The sequence below is a fragment of the Paralteromonas sediminis genome (assembly GCF_003820355.1).
GTDB lineage: Bacteria > Pseudomonadota > Gammaproteobacteria > Enterobacterales > Alteromonadaceae > Alteromonas_F > Alteromonas_F sediminis.
The window spans coordinates 183,964-199,996 of the sequence record NZ_RPOK01000002.1 but is presented as its reverse complement, the minus strand read 5'-3'; the positions used below and the strand labels follow the sequence as shown (position 1 = coordinate 199,996).

At 46.9% G+C, this 16,033-nt stretch carries 16 protein-coding genes; 12 read left to right on the top strand and 4 right to left on the bottom strand.

What is annotated here, in order from left to right; genetic code table 11:
• Window positions 1–13: 13 nt before the first annotated feature.
• Both DRW07_RS06135 and DRW07_RS06130 read right to left on the bottom strand, forming a co-directional pair.
• Complete coding sequence (locus DRW07_RS06135) at window positions 14–634, bottom strand: L-threonylcarbamoyladenylate synthase (protein WP_124027020.1); 621 nt, start codon at window positions 632–634, stop codon at window positions 14–16.
• Between the two features lie 30 nt (window positions 635–664).
• Window positions 665–1,510: a PHP domain-containing protein gene (locus tag DRW07_RS06130; RefSeq protein ID WP_205665374.1), complete on the bottom strand. Its 846-nt coding sequence runs from the start codon at window positions 1,508–1,510 to the stop codon at window positions 665–667.
• A 227-nt stretch (window positions 1,511–1,737) separates the two neighbouring features.
• Here DRW07_RS06130 and DRW07_RS06125 point away from each other — a divergent pair, with 227 nt between their 5' ends.
• The 10 genes from DRW07_RS06125 (at window position 1,738) to DRW07_RS06080 (ending at window position 11,135) form a co-directional block, all read left to right on the top strand.
• Window positions 1,738–3,336, top strand: coding sequence for an anthranilate synthase component 1 (locus DRW07_RS06125; protein ID WP_124027559.1), 1,599 nt, complete (start codon window positions 1,738–1,740; stop codon window positions 3,334–3,336).
• Window positions 3,336–3,941, top strand: coding sequence for an aminodeoxychorismate/anthranilate synthase component II (locus DRW07_RS06120; protein WP_124027019.1), 606 nt, complete (start codon window positions 3,336–3,338; stop codon window positions 3,939–3,941). Before DRW07_RS06125 ends, DRW07_RS06120 begins: the two co-directional genes overlap by 1 nt.
• Before the next feature lies 1 nt (window position 3,942).
• Entirely contained in the window at window positions 3,943–4,968 is a 1,026-nt protein-coding gene (trpD, locus tag DRW07_RS06115; RefSeq protein WP_124027018.1) for an anthranilate phosphoribosyltransferase, read from the top strand.
• Window positions 4,969–6,405, top strand: coding sequence for a bifunctional indole-3-glycerol-phosphate synthase TrpC/phosphoribosylanthranilate isomerase TrpF (gene trpCF, locus DRW07_RS06110; protein ID WP_124027017.1), 1,437 nt, complete (start codon window positions 4,969–4,971; stop codon window positions 6,403–6,405). It abuts the gene before it with no gap.
• Window positions 6,406–6,414: 9 nt separating this feature from the next.
• On the top strand, window positions 6,415–7,602 hold the full coding sequence (trpB, locus tag DRW07_RS06105) for a tryptophan synthase subunit beta (protein WP_124027016.1): 1,188 nt from the start codon (window positions 6,415–6,417) through the stop codon (window positions 7,600–7,602).
• Entirely contained in the window at window positions 7,595–8,425 is an 831-nt protein-coding gene (trpA, locus tag DRW07_RS06100; protein WP_124027015.1) for a tryptophan synthase subunit alpha, read from the top strand. The genes trpB and trpA overlap by 8 nt, the downstream gene beginning before the upstream one ends.
• The gene (locus tag DRW07_RS06095) at window positions 8,425–8,724 is read left to right on the top strand and encodes a YciI family protein (protein ID WP_124027014.1); all 300 of its coding nucleotides are present in this window, start codon (window positions 8,425–8,427) and stop codon (window positions 8,722–8,724) included. The genes trpA and DRW07_RS06095 overlap by 1 nt, the downstream gene beginning before the upstream one ends.
• An 86-nt stretch (window positions 8,725–8,810) precedes the next feature.
• Window positions 8,811–9,116: a PepSY domain-containing protein gene (locus tag DRW07_RS06090; RefSeq protein ID WP_165870421.1), complete on the top strand. Its 306-nt coding sequence runs from the start codon at window positions 8,811–8,813 to the stop codon at window positions 9,114–9,116.
• A gap of 1 nt (window position 9,117) precedes the next feature.
• On the top strand, window positions 9,118–9,807 hold the full coding sequence (locus tag DRW07_RS06085) for a response regulator transcription factor (protein WP_124027012.1): 690 nt from the start codon (window positions 9,118–9,120) through the stop codon (window positions 9,805–9,807).
• Entirely contained in the window at window positions 9,807–11,135 is a 1,329-nt protein-coding gene (locus DRW07_RS06080; protein ID WP_124027011.1) for an ATP-binding protein, read from the top strand. The genes DRW07_RS06085 and DRW07_RS06080 overlap by 1 nt, the downstream gene beginning before the upstream one ends.
• On the opposite strand, the gene DRW07_RS06075 is transcribed toward DRW07_RS06080, so the two are convergent.
• Window positions 11,070–12,134: an AI-2E family transporter gene (locus DRW07_RS06075; RefSeq protein ID WP_124027010.1), complete on the bottom strand. Its 1,065-nt coding sequence runs from the start codon at window positions 12,132–12,134 to the stop codon at window positions 11,070–11,072. The two genes, DRW07_RS06080 and DRW07_RS06075, sit on opposite strands and share 66 nt — an antisense overlap.
• A 69-nt stretch (window positions 12,135–12,203) precedes the next feature.
• On the opposite strand from DRW07_RS06075, the gene folX reads away from it, so the two are divergent.
• Window positions 12,204–12,575 carry a dihydroneopterin triphosphate 2'-epimerase gene (gene folX, locus DRW07_RS06070; protein ID WP_124027009.1) on the top strand — a complete coding sequence of 124 codons (372 nt, stop codon included), beginning with the start codon at window positions 12,204–12,206 and terminating at the stop codon, window positions 12,573–12,575.
• Window positions 12,572–13,486 carry a TIGR01777 family oxidoreductase gene (locus tag DRW07_RS06065; RefSeq protein WP_205665373.1) on the top strand — a complete coding sequence of 305 codons (915 nt, stop codon included), beginning with the start codon at window positions 12,572–12,574 and terminating at the stop codon, window positions 13,484–13,486. The genes folX and DRW07_RS06065 overlap by 4 nt, the downstream gene beginning before the upstream one ends.
• Before the next feature lie 19 nt (window positions 13,487–13,505).
• Here the strand turns inward: DRW07_RS06065 and DRW07_RS06060 are convergent, their stop codons facing one another.
• Window positions 13,506–16,031 carry an ABC transporter permease gene (locus DRW07_RS06060; protein WP_124027008.1) on the bottom strand — a complete coding sequence of 842 codons (2,526 nt, stop codon included), beginning with the start codon at window positions 16,029–16,031 and terminating at the stop codon, window positions 13,506–13,508.
• Window positions 16,032–16,033 lie beyond the last annotated feature (2 nt).

The window sequence follows — 16,033 nt, the reverse complement described above, 5'->3', positions numbered from 1 at the left end:
ACGTGGGTATGTCTTATTCAAAGGGCGTTGGGTCGCCATTCCCAAGCCGGATAATGGTCGCGTCACCTTCACTCATATCAACCACTGTCGTTGGCTGCTCGCCCAAATAACCTCCATGAATAATCAGACCCACCTGTCGTTCAAGTTTGTCCCGAATTTCATCTGGATCAGACTCAGCGCTGTCCGCTCCGGGCAGAATTAACGTGGTTGAAAGCAATGGTGCATCCAAGGTTTCAAGAAGCTGTAGCGCAATGGTATTGTCAGGCACGCGCAACCCGATGGTTTTCCGCTTAGCATTCTGTACCCGACGCGGCACCTCTTTCGTTGCCTTTAGAATGAAAGTGTAAGGTCCTGGTGTGTTATTTTTGATTTGCCTAAAAGCCACGTTGTCGACTTTTGAGTAAACAGATAACTCAGACATATCTCTGCACATAAGCGTGAAGTTGTGATGCTGATCAAGCTGACGAATGCGAATAATCTGCTCAAGAGCCTGTTTGTCAGCCATTTGACACCCTATTGCATAGCCTGAATCGGTTGGATAAACAATGACTTCGCCTTGTCGAATCAAATCGCAGGCTTGATTGAGCAATCTCTGCTGAGGGTTGTCTGGGTGAATGTAAAAGAACTGGCTCATAATTAGCGCTACAAAAAAGAATTGTTGTAATTATGCCACAGACACACATGGCCAGTCATGCCAAAGTGGTGTTACTGACGGTAATATCTGTTGAAAACGCCCCAGCTCAGTCCATCGTCCTGGGTTGTGAAAATCAGAACCAACTGACCCTTTTAGCTTTTCACTCGCTACAATCTCATGAATTAATTGTTGTGACTGACCCGAGACACCCGGCCCGGCTACTTCCACTGCATCTCCATTTACTTCAGCAAAATGCGCGATCAAGCGTCGTAACCACTTTGTTGACATCTCGTATTTCAGTGGATGTGCCAGCACGGCCTGACCACCAGCAGCATGTATCAATTTTACAGCCTCTGCGATTGACAGCCACTCGCCTTTCACATCGCCAACTTTGCCCTTACCCATAAAACGCTTAAACGCATTATCCATGGTACCTAAACCATGATGGGTCACTAGCGCTCTAGCAAAATGCGCTCGTGTTATTTCTCCCTTTCCAGCCAGCGCCTGAGCCTGTGGTAAAATATCCGAAAATCCAGTGCGCGCCAATTTCTCAGCAATCTTGTTGGCACGATTTTGCCGCACCGCTTTTTGCGCCGCTACACCACGCAAAAAGGTGGGTTCATTTACATTAAGATTCAAACCAACAATATGGATACCGAAACTTTTCCATTGCGTTGATAGCTCAATACCGGAAATTAACGATACTTTGAGTCGATGATCAACAATGGCTTGTTCGGCCTCTTCAATCCCGCTTACCGTATCGTGGTCCGTTATTGCGATCATGTCGACTTGCATCGTGTCTGCCCGAAGCATTAGTTCTGTCGGGGTGAGTTGTCCGTCGGATGCAGTGGTATGAGAATGTAGGTCTATTTTCAATTTTACCCTTGACACAAGAGTCTATTTGTTTTCTTCTATAGAGCATTATACAGGTTGCTTAGTAACCGTGAACGTAAAGTAGAAAGAAATTTTTTATGTGTATGCAAACCGTTAACAACTGGTGGTGGATGTCCTGACATATCGGGCAGAGTCGCGTGCACGCGTATTTTATAAAAGCCCGTTTTAAGACGGGCTTTTTTTTTGACCAAAAAACAGTGAGGTTAGCCATGAGTTTGGCGTCACTCGGCACGAAGCCGGGACAGGTAGAAACACTTATAAAAAATGTACCGTATCACAGTGACCCGTTGTCGGTGATGGAACAAGTTTGTGATATTGAGACACCGGCCTTGCTCCTTGAATCAGCTGAAATTGATAGTAAGGACAATCTGAAGAGCCTGCTGATGACAAGTGCCGCAGTCAAATTTGAATGTAATGGTGATCACATAGTTTGTGAAGCGCTCACCGAGAATGGCCTTGCGGTACTAGACGTGCTGGCAGAGCGGCTGATGACAAATGCAAGCATAACTCGTGATGGGCCTAAACTGATACTGACAATTGCCAGAGATGCCCGCGCGCTGGATGAGGATCGCCGCCTCAAGGCAACCAGCGTGTTTGATGTACTCAGAAGCGCCATTAAACACATCGAGCCTTTACGAGATCACGATAACGCGGTTTTTCTCGGCGGTGTCTTTGCCTATGATGTATTAGCGAGCTATGAGGTATTACCTTCTGTTGAAGGTAGCCAGAATACCTGTCCGGATTACCTGTTCTATTTAGCAGAAACCTTAGTGACCTTTGATCATCAAAGTAATACTGCTGAGCTGATTGGCAGTGTTTTTAGTGCGCCCGATGTCGCCCAACACTATTTTAGCGTTTCACAAAAAATAGAGCATCTTGCACAGGCTATCTCTGAGGTCGGCAGTTCTCCCTCAGCATGTCACACATCTTCAATTAAGGGATGCACTGAGCTCAAAGTAGACAAAGACGATGATACGTTTAAACGCGATGTAATTTCGTTAAAAGAACATATTCTTTCTGGTGATATCTTTCAAGTAGTGCCCTCGCGAACGTTTTCATTACCCTGCCTTATGCCACGAGAAGCCTATCGCAGCCTTAAACAATCAAACCCCAGTCCGTACATGTTTTATTTGCAAACAGGCGATTTTGCTTTGTTTGGTGCATCACCTGAGTCGGCGCTAAAGTACTGCTCGACAACAAATCAGGTAGAGGTCTATCCCATTGCCGGCACCCGCCCAAGAGGAAAGCGCATCGATGGCACTATGGACTGGGATTTGGACAGCAGACTAGAGTTGTCACTTCGAGAGGATGAGAAAGAAAAAGCAGAACATATTATGTTAGTTGACCTTGCCCGAAATGATGTCGCTAAAGTCAGCCAGCCGGGTTCCAGACATGTAAAAGAGCTACTTAAAGTTGACCGCTACTCCCACGTCATGCATTTGGTCTCTCGAGTAGTGGGCCAGTTAAGAAACGATTTAGATGCACTGCATGCTTACCAAGCCTGTATGAACATGGGCACATTAGTGGGAGCCCCAAAAGTCAGCGCAGCCACGCTCATCCGTCAGGTAGAAAAGCAAAGAAGAGGAAGCTATGGCGGTGCAGTGGGTTACCTAAATGGAAAAGGTGACATGGATACGTGTATTGTTATCCGCTCAGCGTTTATCAAAGATGGTATGGCCCACATTCAGGCCGGTGCTGGTGTTGTCTACGATTCCGATCCACAGGCAGAAGCTGACGAGACAAGAAGTAAAGCACAAGCGGTAATCAGTGCGATCATTGCAGCCAATGCGCAAGGAGGCCTAGCATAATGTCAAAATCAAAAGCCATATTCTTGCTCGATAACGTTGACTCATTTACTTATAACCTGGTAGATGAATTGCAACTCATGGACGCTGACGTCACTGTGTTTAGAAATACGTTGGACGCGCAGACAATCCTAAAAGCAATGCACGAAGCAAGTCTCGATAAAAACGTTGTGCTAGTGTTGTCGCCGGGGCCAGGAGCACCAAGCGATGCAGGCTGTATGCCTGAACTTCTGGCTGCTGTAGCGGGTCGTTTCCCTGTACTAGGCATTTGCTTAGGTCATCAGGCCATTGTTGAGCATTTTGGTGGCACAGTAAGTCGTGCCCCCGCTGTGATGCACGGAAAAGCCTCACTGTTATCACATGATGGCGCTGGTGTTTTTGCTAATATGCCACAGCCTTTACCCATTGCCAGATACCACTCATTGGTTGCTACACATTTGCCAGAATGTTTACAGGTACTAGCAGAAGTTGATGATCAGGTCATGGCAATTTGGCACCCAACCGATAAAATGTTGGGCTTTCAGTTTCATCCAGAATCCATTTTAACCACTGCGGGAAGCCAATTGTTGGCAGATTGTATGCAGTTCTTAACTCAACAACAGGTGTAGTATGACGGATATATCTCGCGCGTTAAGCAAGCTGTTTGATGGTGGCAGTTTACATCAGGCTCAGGCTTTTAGTGTGTTTAACGATGTTTTACACGGAAAGGCGGATGAAACCTCTCTGACGGCTTTGCTAGTTACTCTGAAAATAAAAGGCGAGTCTCCCGATGAAATCGCCGGGGCTGCCAGTGCTATGGTATCTAATGCTCGGCCTTTTCCTACACCCGACTACGCATTCGCAGATATAGTGGGCACGGGAGGAGACGGTCACAACACCATTAACATTTCAAGTTCTGCCGCCATTGTAGCAGCTGCATGTGGCGTAAAAGTGGCCAAACACGGAAACCGAAGTGTATCAAGCAAGTCGGGATCCGCTGACCTATTTAGAGAATGCGGCATCAATCTTGAGATGTCACCTGACACGGCCAGACAATGCCTAGATAAGACTGGACTCTCGTTTTTATTTGCACCTGTATATCACCAGGGAATGAAATACGTAATGCCTGTACGTACACAACTTAAGACACGTACTTTGTTCAATATACTCGGCCCACTGGCCAATCCCGCTCGTCCCACGCACAGCATGCTCGGTGTCTATGCTCCTGAGCTGCTTGATATCTATGCCAAAACACTCATGTTGATGGGTCAACATAAAGCCATGATTGTTCATGGTGATGGCCTAGATGAGCTTGCCTTGCATGGTGTCAGTACCATTGTAGAGCTTGAACATGGCGACGTGCGACGCACCACGGTAACGGCTAGCGATTTCGGATTACCTGATTATCCGATTAGCGCCATTGAAGGGGGTGAGCCTCAAGAGAATAAGGCCCTGATCATGGACGCGCTCAGTGGAAAAGGAAAAGAGGCTCACAGGGCTGCAATTGCGATGAACTGTGCGGCGTTGCTGGTATTAACTGGCAAGGCCGATTCTTACAAAGACGGAACGGAACAAGCCATGCAAGCCATGAAAGATCAGCTTCCCCTAGCACTACTCGAGAAAACAGCTCAATGCAGCAAAGGAGCAAATTGCTAAATGGCCAACGTACTTGAAAAAATTGTCGCTGATAAACGCCAAGAAGTAACAGAACGAGAGCGCACTTTACCGCTTAATAGCTTTATAGACACGCTGGTGCCATCTGAAAAGTCGTTGTTCGCTGCATTAAGCAAACCTGCTGCGGGCTTTATATTCGAATGTAAAAAAGCATCACCGTCTAAGGGACTAATTCGCCCACAGTTTGACTTAGATGAAATACTTGAGGCCTATACCCCTTATGCATCGGGTATTTCAGTGTTAACCGACGAAAAGTATTTTCAGGGCACTTATGAATACCTGGAGTATGTCACTGCCCGCGCCAGACAACCTGTACTCAACAAGGATTTTTTTGTTGCACCTTATCAAGTATACCTTGCCCGCTATTACCACGCAGACGCAATTCTTCTTATGTTATCTGTGTTGGACGATACAGAATATAAGTCGCTGGCCACATTGGCTGACTCCCTGAATCTGGACATTTTGACAGAGGTCAGCAATGAACAAGAAATGGCACGTGCCATTGATCTGGAAGCCAAGATCATCGGTATCAACAACCGAAATTTGCGCGATTTATCGACCGATTTGGCAACCACTGAAACACTGGTCCCCATGCTGCAACATGCTACTCACGAATATGTGCTGATTTCTGAGTCAGGTATCTATACCCACCAAGACGTACAACGATTGTCTGCAGTCAGCAATGGCTTTTTAGTCGGTAGCGCACTCATGGCAGAATCGGATTTGTCCAATGCAGTGCGTCGGTTGATATTTGGTGACACAAAAGTTTGTGGCATAACCCAAGCAGAAGACGCAGCACAGGCACAGGCCTGCGGTGCAACCCGGTTAGGTCTGATATTCGCTCAAAAATCCCCTCGATTTATGACACTCACGAGTGCAAAGGCTGTAGTTGAACAAGTTAGCGCATCTTACGTCGGTGTGTTTGTTAACAGTACTGTTGACAACATTATTCAGCACGTAACGTCCCTGCAATTAGCGGCTGTGCAGTTACACGGCGATGAAGACATAGCATTCCGGCAGAGCCTTCGCGCCGCCTTGCCTGAGTCAGTGGAGTTATGGCAAGCCGTCGCGTTGTCATCATCGCCAACGAAAGAACAGTTGAAAGCAGTGAATTCACTCATTAACGATAAAAGCTGTGACCGGGTATTGCTTGATTGCAAGGTAGGAACGCAAAGCGGCGGCACAGGTCAAGCTTTTGACTGGTCGGTACTTAATACTTTGGGGGCTGCAGAAAAAATTGTGCTTGCAGGCGGGATTGGCGAAGACAATATTGCGCAAGCAGCCGCTTTCGGGCCGAGTATCATAGATATCAATTCGAAAGTCGAAAGCGCACCGGGGAAAAAAGATCCTACACGCATTAAAAATACGTTAGATGCACGGCGCGCCATTGCCGTGCATGCTTTAAAACAGGCAGGATAAGAGAAAACTATGAATCAATTAGACAGTAAATTTGGCCAGTATGGCGGTATGTATGTTCCAGAATTACTCATACCTGCCCTCGACCAACTAGAGCAAGCCTTTCTAGAAGCCAACGATGATCCGGCATTTAAGAAAGAGTTTTTGTCTCTATTGCACGACTATGCTGGGCGTCCTACCGCCATGACACTCACTCGAAATCTGGTGAGTAACCCTAAGGTTAAATTGTACTTAAAACGAGAAGACTTATTGCACGGTGGTGCACATAAAACGAATCAGGTGTTAGGTCAGGCACTACTCACTAAACGCATGGGAAAAACTGAGGTCATTGCAGAAACTGGTGCAGGCCAACACGGCGTAGCTACCGCGCTGGCTTGTGCGTTAATGGGATTAAAAGCACGTATTTATATGGGTGCGAAGGATGTTGAAAGACAAGCGCCAAACGTCTTTAGAATGCGCCTGATGGGTGCGGAAGTTATTCCGGTTAACGCGGGGTCAGGTACTTTGAAAGACGCTGTCAATGAAGCAATGCGAGACTGGTCAGCTAATTATGATAAGGCGCATTATTTACTAGGTACAGCCGCCGGACCTCACCCCTTTCCTACAATCGTTCGTGAGTACCATCGGATGATTGGTGAGGAAACTCGCGCTCAAATTATGGAAAAAGAAGGCAAATTGCCTGATGCTGTTGTCGCCTGTGTTGGCGGGGGCTCTAACGCTATTGGCATGTTTGCTGATTTTATCGATGAGCCCAGTGTGCGTCTTATAGGCGTCGAGCCAGCAGGGAAAGGTGTGCATACCAAAGAGCATGGCGCAACAATTGTGACCGGTTCACAAGGCATCTTACACGGCGCATTTACCTACATAATGCAGGACAAAGAAGGACAAATTGAAGAAAGTTATTCCGTATCAGCCGGTCTTGATTACCCTGCTGTAGGGCCTCAGCATGCGCATTTAGCCGATATCGGGCGGGCAGAATATGTGGCCGCAACGGATGAAGAGGCTTTGAATGCGTTTAAACTATTAGCGAACAAAGAAGGGATCATTCCTGCCCTTGAGTCATCGCATGCACTTGCTCACGCCTTGAATATGGCGGATGAAGCTGAGGAGGAAATGCTGATAGTCGTCAATTTGTCGGGTCGTGGTGACAAAGACCTGAATCATGTAATATCTATTTTGGGAGATGAAATCAATGGATAATGGGCAACACAAGCAGCGATATGAGCACATGTTTGCAGCGCTCGATGACAAAAATGAAGGCGCATTTGTACCTTTTGTGATGCTCGGTGATCCGTCTATTGAGCAATCAGAAAAAATTCTACTACAACTTATAGAAAGTGGTGCTGATGCGCTGGAATTGGGTATTCCCTACTCTGACCCAATTGCTGATGGCCCCACTATTCAAGCGGCGAGCATTCGCGCACTGGATCACAAGATTACCCCCATTGATTGTTTAAATCTGCTAAAGCGGGTAAGGGAACAACATCCCCATGTGCCTATTGGTTTGCTTTTATACAGTAATCTTGTACTCGCTGCTGGTATTGACAACTTCTATCAGCAGGCGAAAGGAGCCGGTGTTGATTCAATCTTAATTGCGGACGTTCCCATTCGTGAAGCAGCGCGCTTTAAAACCATCGCGGACGGGGTTGGGATTGACCAGATCCTTATTGCCCCGCCAAACGCCACACAAGAGACCTTAAAGTCTATTGGTGAACTATCCTCCGGTTACACCTATTTACTCGGTAGAGCTGGGGTAACGGGTGCCGAGACAAAAGCCGAGATACCCGCTAAAACCCTTATTGATAACCTCCAAACTGTGGGTGCCGCAAGACCGATTTTAGGGTTTGGTATTTCAACGCCAGAACAGGTTAAAGAGGCTATTAAGGCGGGTGCTGCTGGCGCTATTTCAGGCTCTGCAACGGTCAATATTATCGCCAAGCACCTCAATGATGAAGACGCGATGCTTAACGCGTTAAGCCAGTTTGTATCCGCGATGAAAGCGGCAACGAGTAAGGGACAGTAATGTATTATATCATCTATGCCGAAGACGCCCCTGACACATGGGACAAACGAAAAGCGGCAAGACCAGAGCATCTCGCGCGAATGAAGCCGCTGGTTGAGCAAGGCAGAGTCCTTGTTGCAGGCCCCTGCCCCAACGAAGACACTGAGACCATTTCCGATGCTGGTGTGTCTGGCTCTGTGTTGATCATTGATTTCGACAACCTAGAAGACGCCCAAAAATGGGCTGATGCAGATCCCTATGTAGCGGCTGGTGTTTACCAATCTGTGGTGGTCAAACCCTTTATTAAAGTCCTCCCTTAACGCTTCTATTCGGTTGCATTCAGCCAGTATTCAGTTGCAAAATGGATACTGGCTTTAAATTTCACTGTGGGTCCGCCATGAGCATTATGAGCAAGATAAACACTGTGATCGCAATAGCAGCTGCCATTGCTGCGCTGGTGCTTGGCCCCTCTGTGGCTATGGCGCAGCAAAGTGATGATAAAAAGCAAAACAAAACAATTAATCAGGCGCAGGCTATCCAGCAAGCACGTCAACGCGTAGACGGTCGTGTCCTCAGGGTTGATCAAAAGAACCAACATTACCGTGTAAAAATGCTGCAAAAATCCGGACGTGTAGTGAATGTGGATGTTAATCGGCATACCGGCAGAGTGGTGCAGCAAACGCCGCAACCGAAAATTAAAAAGGATAATTAGGGTGAGACTACTAGTAGTAGAAGACGATGCCAGACTTTTGATGCAACTGGATGTAATGTTGCGCCAACAAGGCTACAGTGTCGACTTAGCCGATGATGGCGAAAAAGCGCTTTTTTTATTCTCAGAGCACCCCTATGATGCTGCCATCGTTGATGTTGGCTTACCCAAAATTGATGGTTTTGAACTGGTACGTCGATGTCGTCAGCAAGATATTCGTTGCCCGATCCTGCTTTTAACGGCCAGAGACAGATGGCAGGAAAAAGTCGAGGGTTTGGATGCGGGTGCCGACGACTACCTCACCAAACCTTTTCATGATGAAGAGCTTTTGGCGCGCTTGAAAGCGCTGATCAGAAGAGCCTCTGGTAAAGCTAACCCGGTGTTAAATCACGGTGCGCTCTCCCTCGATACCGTGAGTGAAGAAGTACTAGTAAATAGTAGTCCGGTTTCCCTTACCGCCTACGAATACAAAGTCGTCGAGTATTTCTTACTCAACCCAGAAAAAGTCATTTCTAAAACTGAGCTGACCGAGCACATTTACGACCAGGATTTTGATTTGGATAGTAATGTAATTGAGGTGTTTATTGGTAGACTGCGTAAAAAACTCGACCCTGATGGCACGTTAAAGCCCATTGAGACACTGCGAGGCAGAGGTTACAGGCTGGCACGAACGACTGAGCAACAACGCGCTTAATGGACATAAATACTCTCTCGTTAAGGGCGAGAAGTGTATTAATCGCCGTAGTAGCCTTATTGTTGTTCACGCCAGCGGCAATTTTCACACTCGACGAAGCGTACAAAGCCAGTCTGACCCAAGCCACACTCCAGCAACTCAAACTCAACTCGCTGATGCTTATCAGTGAATTCGAGTTTGATAACGAAGCACCGAGCATGCCGGTTAGCGTAAGAGATGAACAGCTAAACCTTACTGATTCCGGCGTTTATGGCTACATAAAATGGCAAGGCGAGTTAGTGTGGCGCTCATCGTCTAGTTTGAGCATTCCGGTGCCTCTACTACCCTCTCCACCACAAACGGGTTCCGAGCAATTCAGTGAACAGGATGGTCTATTTATCTATATTTTTACCGCAGAGTTCGCCCATTCAGAGGGCTTTTCGCCGGTTCATTTTTATGTCGTTTACGACAAAAGTAGTTTTGATCAAGAGCGGGAATCTTTCCTTAAGGCATTGTGGCAAGGTTTATTATTATTGGATGCACTACTTCTGTTATCACTGTTGTTGGGCATAAAGTTTCTGCTAAAACCACTAAACCGTTTGAATAGAGAAATCGCGGCCGCATCAGATGGCACTAAAGGCTTAGTGTCGTCTGATTATCCTATCGAAATTACACCGCTTAGTAGCAGTATTAATCAACTCATAACGCACGAGAAACAACAAAGAGAAAGATATAAAAATAGTCTGAGTGATTTGGCCCACAGTCTAAAAACCCCTCTCACTGTTGCCAAAGGTGAGGCAGGCAGTCTGCCCCAGCTAATACAGCCTCTCAATGAAATAGAAAGCATTATTCAACGCCAGTTAAAACGTGCTGCTACCCAAAAGCCCGGTTGGCACGCCCCCATTCCAGTAAAGGCCATTGCGCAGCAATTGTTGTCTGCCATGGCCAAAGTACATGCAGAGCAGAATTTAACGCTGATCAATAATATTGCTGATGGCTTTACACTGCCGATGGAATCGACAGATCTCATGGAGGTTCTGGGAAATGTGTTAGACAATGCCTGTAAAGCTGCAAACACACAGGTCTCTATTTATTCGGAAGACACCTCTGCAACGCGTGACGTCATTATTGAAGATGACGGTCCCGGCATCAAAGAACAGGACAAACAAACACTGCTCACCCGTGGCAAGAGGCTCGATACCTATCAGGAAGGCCAAGGTATTGGCATGGCAGTAGTGAGTGACATTATGGCCAGCTACGGCGGCAGGCTGGCCATAGAATCTTCAGCCTCTGGAGGTGCCAGCATCAGGTTGAGCTTTAATCGGCTCACTACCCTCACTGGACAATAATACCGCTATCCATTTACTCTCTTCGCGGGATTCCAGGGCAATTTTCACTACCATGGTGAGTGGCACAGATAACAACATACCTACGCTACCCAGTAACCAGCCCCAAAACACAAGTGACAAGAAAACCACAAGGGTAGATAGCCCCAAACCTTTACCCATAAATTTAGGCTCAATGAAATTGCCCATCACCGTATTCACAACAACAAAACCAAGGGCTGTTAGCCCCGCCACGCCCATCCCCTGTTCGATAAAAGCCATTAAAATGGCAGGTACTGCGGCGATAAAAGAACCTATATTGGGAATATAGTTGAGCATAAATGCGAGTACACTCCACAATAAAAAGTGGTCAACGCCTAAGAACCACAAATAAACGCCAATAAACAACCCCGTAAACAGGCTTACTACCGTTTTGATTGCAAGGTAACTATTTACTGACTGAATAAAGCGGTCTATGTGGGTAAACTTCATATCCGGATCTGCCATAGCGATGTGTATTCGTCGAGGAAAGCTCTCGGCTTCAAACAACATGAAAATAACAGTAAGCAGAATCAATAAGAGATTGGACAACACCCCGCCCATACCGCTCAAGAAATTTGTAGCAATCGACATCGCCATACCTGGGTTAAGATGCTGGCTAATCAGTGCTTGATTGAGCTGGATGTTAAAGCGGGCGAGTTGCTCAACTACCCAGGCAAACTCTACCTCCAACTGCTCCTTATATTGCGGCATGTTTGCTCTGAATTCAGTCATCGATTGGCCTACCAGACCAGCAAGCATGAATCCAATCACAACGATTAACAGTATAACTAAAAATACCGATGCCCATCGCGGAACGCCACGTTTGCTGGACCAGTTAATAACAGGGCCACAAGCGATGGCAATAAAGACTGAAAGAAAGAACGGCACCATAATAGCGCTCGCGGCTTTAATACCGGCCATCACAACAATGAAACAGGCCAAAATCAAAAGTGTTTTTGCTGCGGGAGATTGAATTTCCATTAATAAATAGCAATGCCTTGTCCTACATAGGCATGTAGACTAACAGAAAATAACTCATCAGGAAGCAGAATGACGTTAAACGATGCGACAATCAGAATTAAAAACCTTCGCTTACGCACTTATATAGGGATTAAAGAGGAAGAAATACAAAATAAGCAGGACGTAGTGGTCAATGTTGTTATCCATTATGACGGTCAACGTGCAACAAACAGTGATCAAATAGATGATGCATTAAACTATAAGGGCATCACCAAGGCCATCATTAAGCTGGTCGAAGATAACCGTTTTTATTTACTTGAAAAACTGACTGCTGATGTGCTTGCAGTAGCAGCAGAGCACCCTTGGGTAAAATATGCACAAGTAGAAGTTGATAAGCCTCATGCATTGCGCTTTTCTGATTCCGTGTCGTTAACGCTGTCGTGTAATAAGGATGCTGAGTGAAACCCTCTCACTACTTGATAACAGGCGGCACGGGCTTTGTAGGTAGCGCTTTTATTCGCTCTTTACCCGACGGGGTAAAAGTCAGCGTGCTCAGTCGACAAGGTCAGGACTGTCTTAATCAGTTTGAAAATGTATCCTGTGAAGTTGCAGTAATAGCCTCACTCAACCACCTTAATCACCTGGATGATTTTGATTGCGTGATCAATTTAGCGGGAGAGCCTATTGCAGACAAACGCTGGACTAAAACGCAAAAACAAAAGATTCAGGACAGCCGCTGGCAAACCACATCACATATTATTAAATTACTACAGGCCAGTGCATCTCCACCCTCTGTTTTTATTTCAGGCTCTGCAATTGGCTATTATGGGCGTCAATCGTCCACGCCAGTGACAGAGGTTGAACACAATATCAATGACGAGTTTACCCACAGGCTCTGCGCCACATGGGAAAATATTGCGTCTGGCGCACAGTCAGAAAAAACCAGGGTGTGCATGTTGAGAACAGGCATTGTACTGGGCAAAGGCAAAGGTGCGCTCGGCAAAATGACACTGCCCTTTTCATTGGGTTTAGGCGGCCCTATTGGTAATGGCAAGCAAGGCATGTCCTGGATCCACATCGATGATATGGTTGCGGGAATACACTATTTGATTGCTAATGATTCACTCAAAGGTGCATTCAACTTTACCGCCCCGTCACCAGTCAGTAATGCTGCTTTTACCAAAGCGCTTGGCAAAGCATTGAACAGACCTACCGTTATACCCATGCCTGCGTTTGCCCTCAATATGCTCATGGGCGAAGCCTCAGATTTGCTGCTAACTGGCCAGTTTGTGTTACCCCAACGATTACAGGAAGCTGGTTACAACTTTATCTATCCTGAATTGCAACCAGCATTGGACGCTATTTTTCAATAGCGTCCTGGTCTTATTGCACTTACACCATTCGTCGTAACAGTGTGGTCGTGTTCAATGACAGCAGGCGCCAGCAGCTAATGGCACCCAAGGTTCCCACGACGACAGCCCCCGCGACAGCTGCTACCCCCCAATAGTCTAGGTGCAACCCAGGCGACATTTGGAACACTTGCGTTTGTAACAAGTACAAGCTCAACTCATTGGCTATTGCAGCCATCAAGCCCGCCACGACGCCGATTATGATAAATTCAAAGACAACGCTCTGTCTGATCAGGCTGCCTTTGGCCCCTAATGTTCGCAATATGGCCAGCTCTTGCTGTCGCTCATCCATGCTGGCCTGTACTTGTGCAATAAGCACCAATGAACCGGCAGCCAACACGAGAATAAGGATAAACTCTACGGCTAAAGAGACTTGGTCAACAATGCTTCTAAGCTGATTGATACGCGCATCCACATCAAACAGCGTAATAGTAGGAAATGGTTGAAGCAATGACGTCAACACAGGTTTGCGCTCAGCGTCTAGATGGAAACTGGTTAAATAAGTCGGTTTGAAAGCGTCCATTGCTGCTGGATGCAATACAAAGAAGAAATTAGGCTGCATAGTCTGCCAGTTAACCTCTCGGATACTGGTAACCTCGGTGTAGACCATTTCACTCCCTATATTGAAGGTCAGCTTGTCTCCCAGTTTAAGATCTAGCCTTCCTGCTACTTCACTCTCAAGAGAAACAGGATAATAGACAGTACCTTCCGACGTGGATGGTTGCCACTTGTCATGCCACTCACCTTCCACCACCACATTTTCTTTTTGCAGTTGGTTACTCCAACTTAGGTTTGCCTCACGGCCAAGCCCGTCGCGCCCCTCGCGTGGAGTGTCGTCATCCTCTTTGGTCACTTCTGTGTTAACACGTTCACCGTTAACTTCAATAAAGCGTCCCCTAACGATTGGAAACAGTTCATCCACTGTTACGCCATTGGTCTCAAAATGTGACAGCAATGCCGCCTTATCATCGTCGGCTATATTTGCCATGAAATAATTAGGCGTCCCTTCGGGTAACTGGCCCCGCCACTCCTCTATCATATCGTTACGCATTACCAAAACCACAAGGAGCAGCATAATGGTGATAGAGAAACTGATTAATTGCACACTGTTATCCATTGCACGCCGACGGATACGTGCCCACGCTAGCTGCCACGCTCCCATGCTACCTTGCCCGAGCTTTCGACCCAGCGCTATTAGGCCGAAAGTCACACCGATCAACCCTGCGATTAGCACAATACCAGAGGCAAATAAGATTGCGCTTATCAATAAATCACCACTGTAGGACCACATCAAAAAGAATATGGCGCCACCTGCCAGCAAGAACTGAAGCCATCGAGCTGTAAGTGTTGACGAGATATCACGGCGCAAAACGCGCAACGGCGGTACTGAAAACAACTGCATTAACGGGTACAACGAAAACATTAGCGCACATAATGCGCCGGTAAACGTTGCGATAACAACCGGGCGCCAATGCCACACTGACAAAGAGACATCAACGGTATCTGCCAGAGCTATGACTACCAGTTGTTGAATGGCAAAGCCAACGGCAAGTCCTAGCGTGATGCCTAACAGCATAATGAACAAGATTTGCAGAACATATACCCGCTGGATCATTTGCTTAGTCGCCCCCAGCGTTTTCATAATAGCCACAGGATCAAAATGTCGCTGACTGTAGCGCTGCGCGGCAACCGCAATAGACACCGCAGCTAGTACAATGGCCAAAAGACTAGCGAGTAAAAAGTACTGTTCGGCACGGGCCACCGAACGACCTATTCTAGATTCATCTCCCTCTAGTGACCGCCACCAGTGAATTTCATCGTCCATCTGCGGTCTCAACCATTCATAATACGCCTCGAGCTGATCCTCGCTGCCAGTGAAGTAGGTGACGTAATTCACTCTGCTTCCTGGGCCAGTAATGTTGGCTTCTGGCAAATCCTCTATCGCCATCAAAACAATAGGATCAGTGTTAAATACACTAAAGCCAGCGTCGGGAATTTCACCAAGTACTCGCTCAACAACGAGTGTTTTATCTCCGATGTCAATAGTGCCGCCCAGTGTCAGGTCAAGCAATTGAAATAAACGCGCATCTATCCAAGCAAAACCAGGTTGAGGTAAAGATTCTGTATCGTAGAGCTGCCCGAAGGGCTCATCAGCGACTTTTACTGTGCCCTTGAGCGGGTATGCGTCACTTACCGCTCGTAGATCAACCAGCGCCATATCTTCCTGGCCAAACGCCATTGATCGTGTGGAGGCGCGTTTAGCCGTATTTAAACCCTGTTCTTGCGCATAGTTTATCCAGCTCTCATCAAAACCATTCCTTGACCATAACTGACTATCAGCCGCGATAAATGCAGCAGAGCGTTCAACCAACGCACTTTGCAACCGCTCACTAAACAAGCTTAACGACAAGACAGCAGAAACAGAGAGCACAATGGCAAAAAGGATGACAGTTAATTCACCCCGTTTGGCCTCGTGGCGAAAAAGTCGCCAGGCTAAATCAACAACCATGT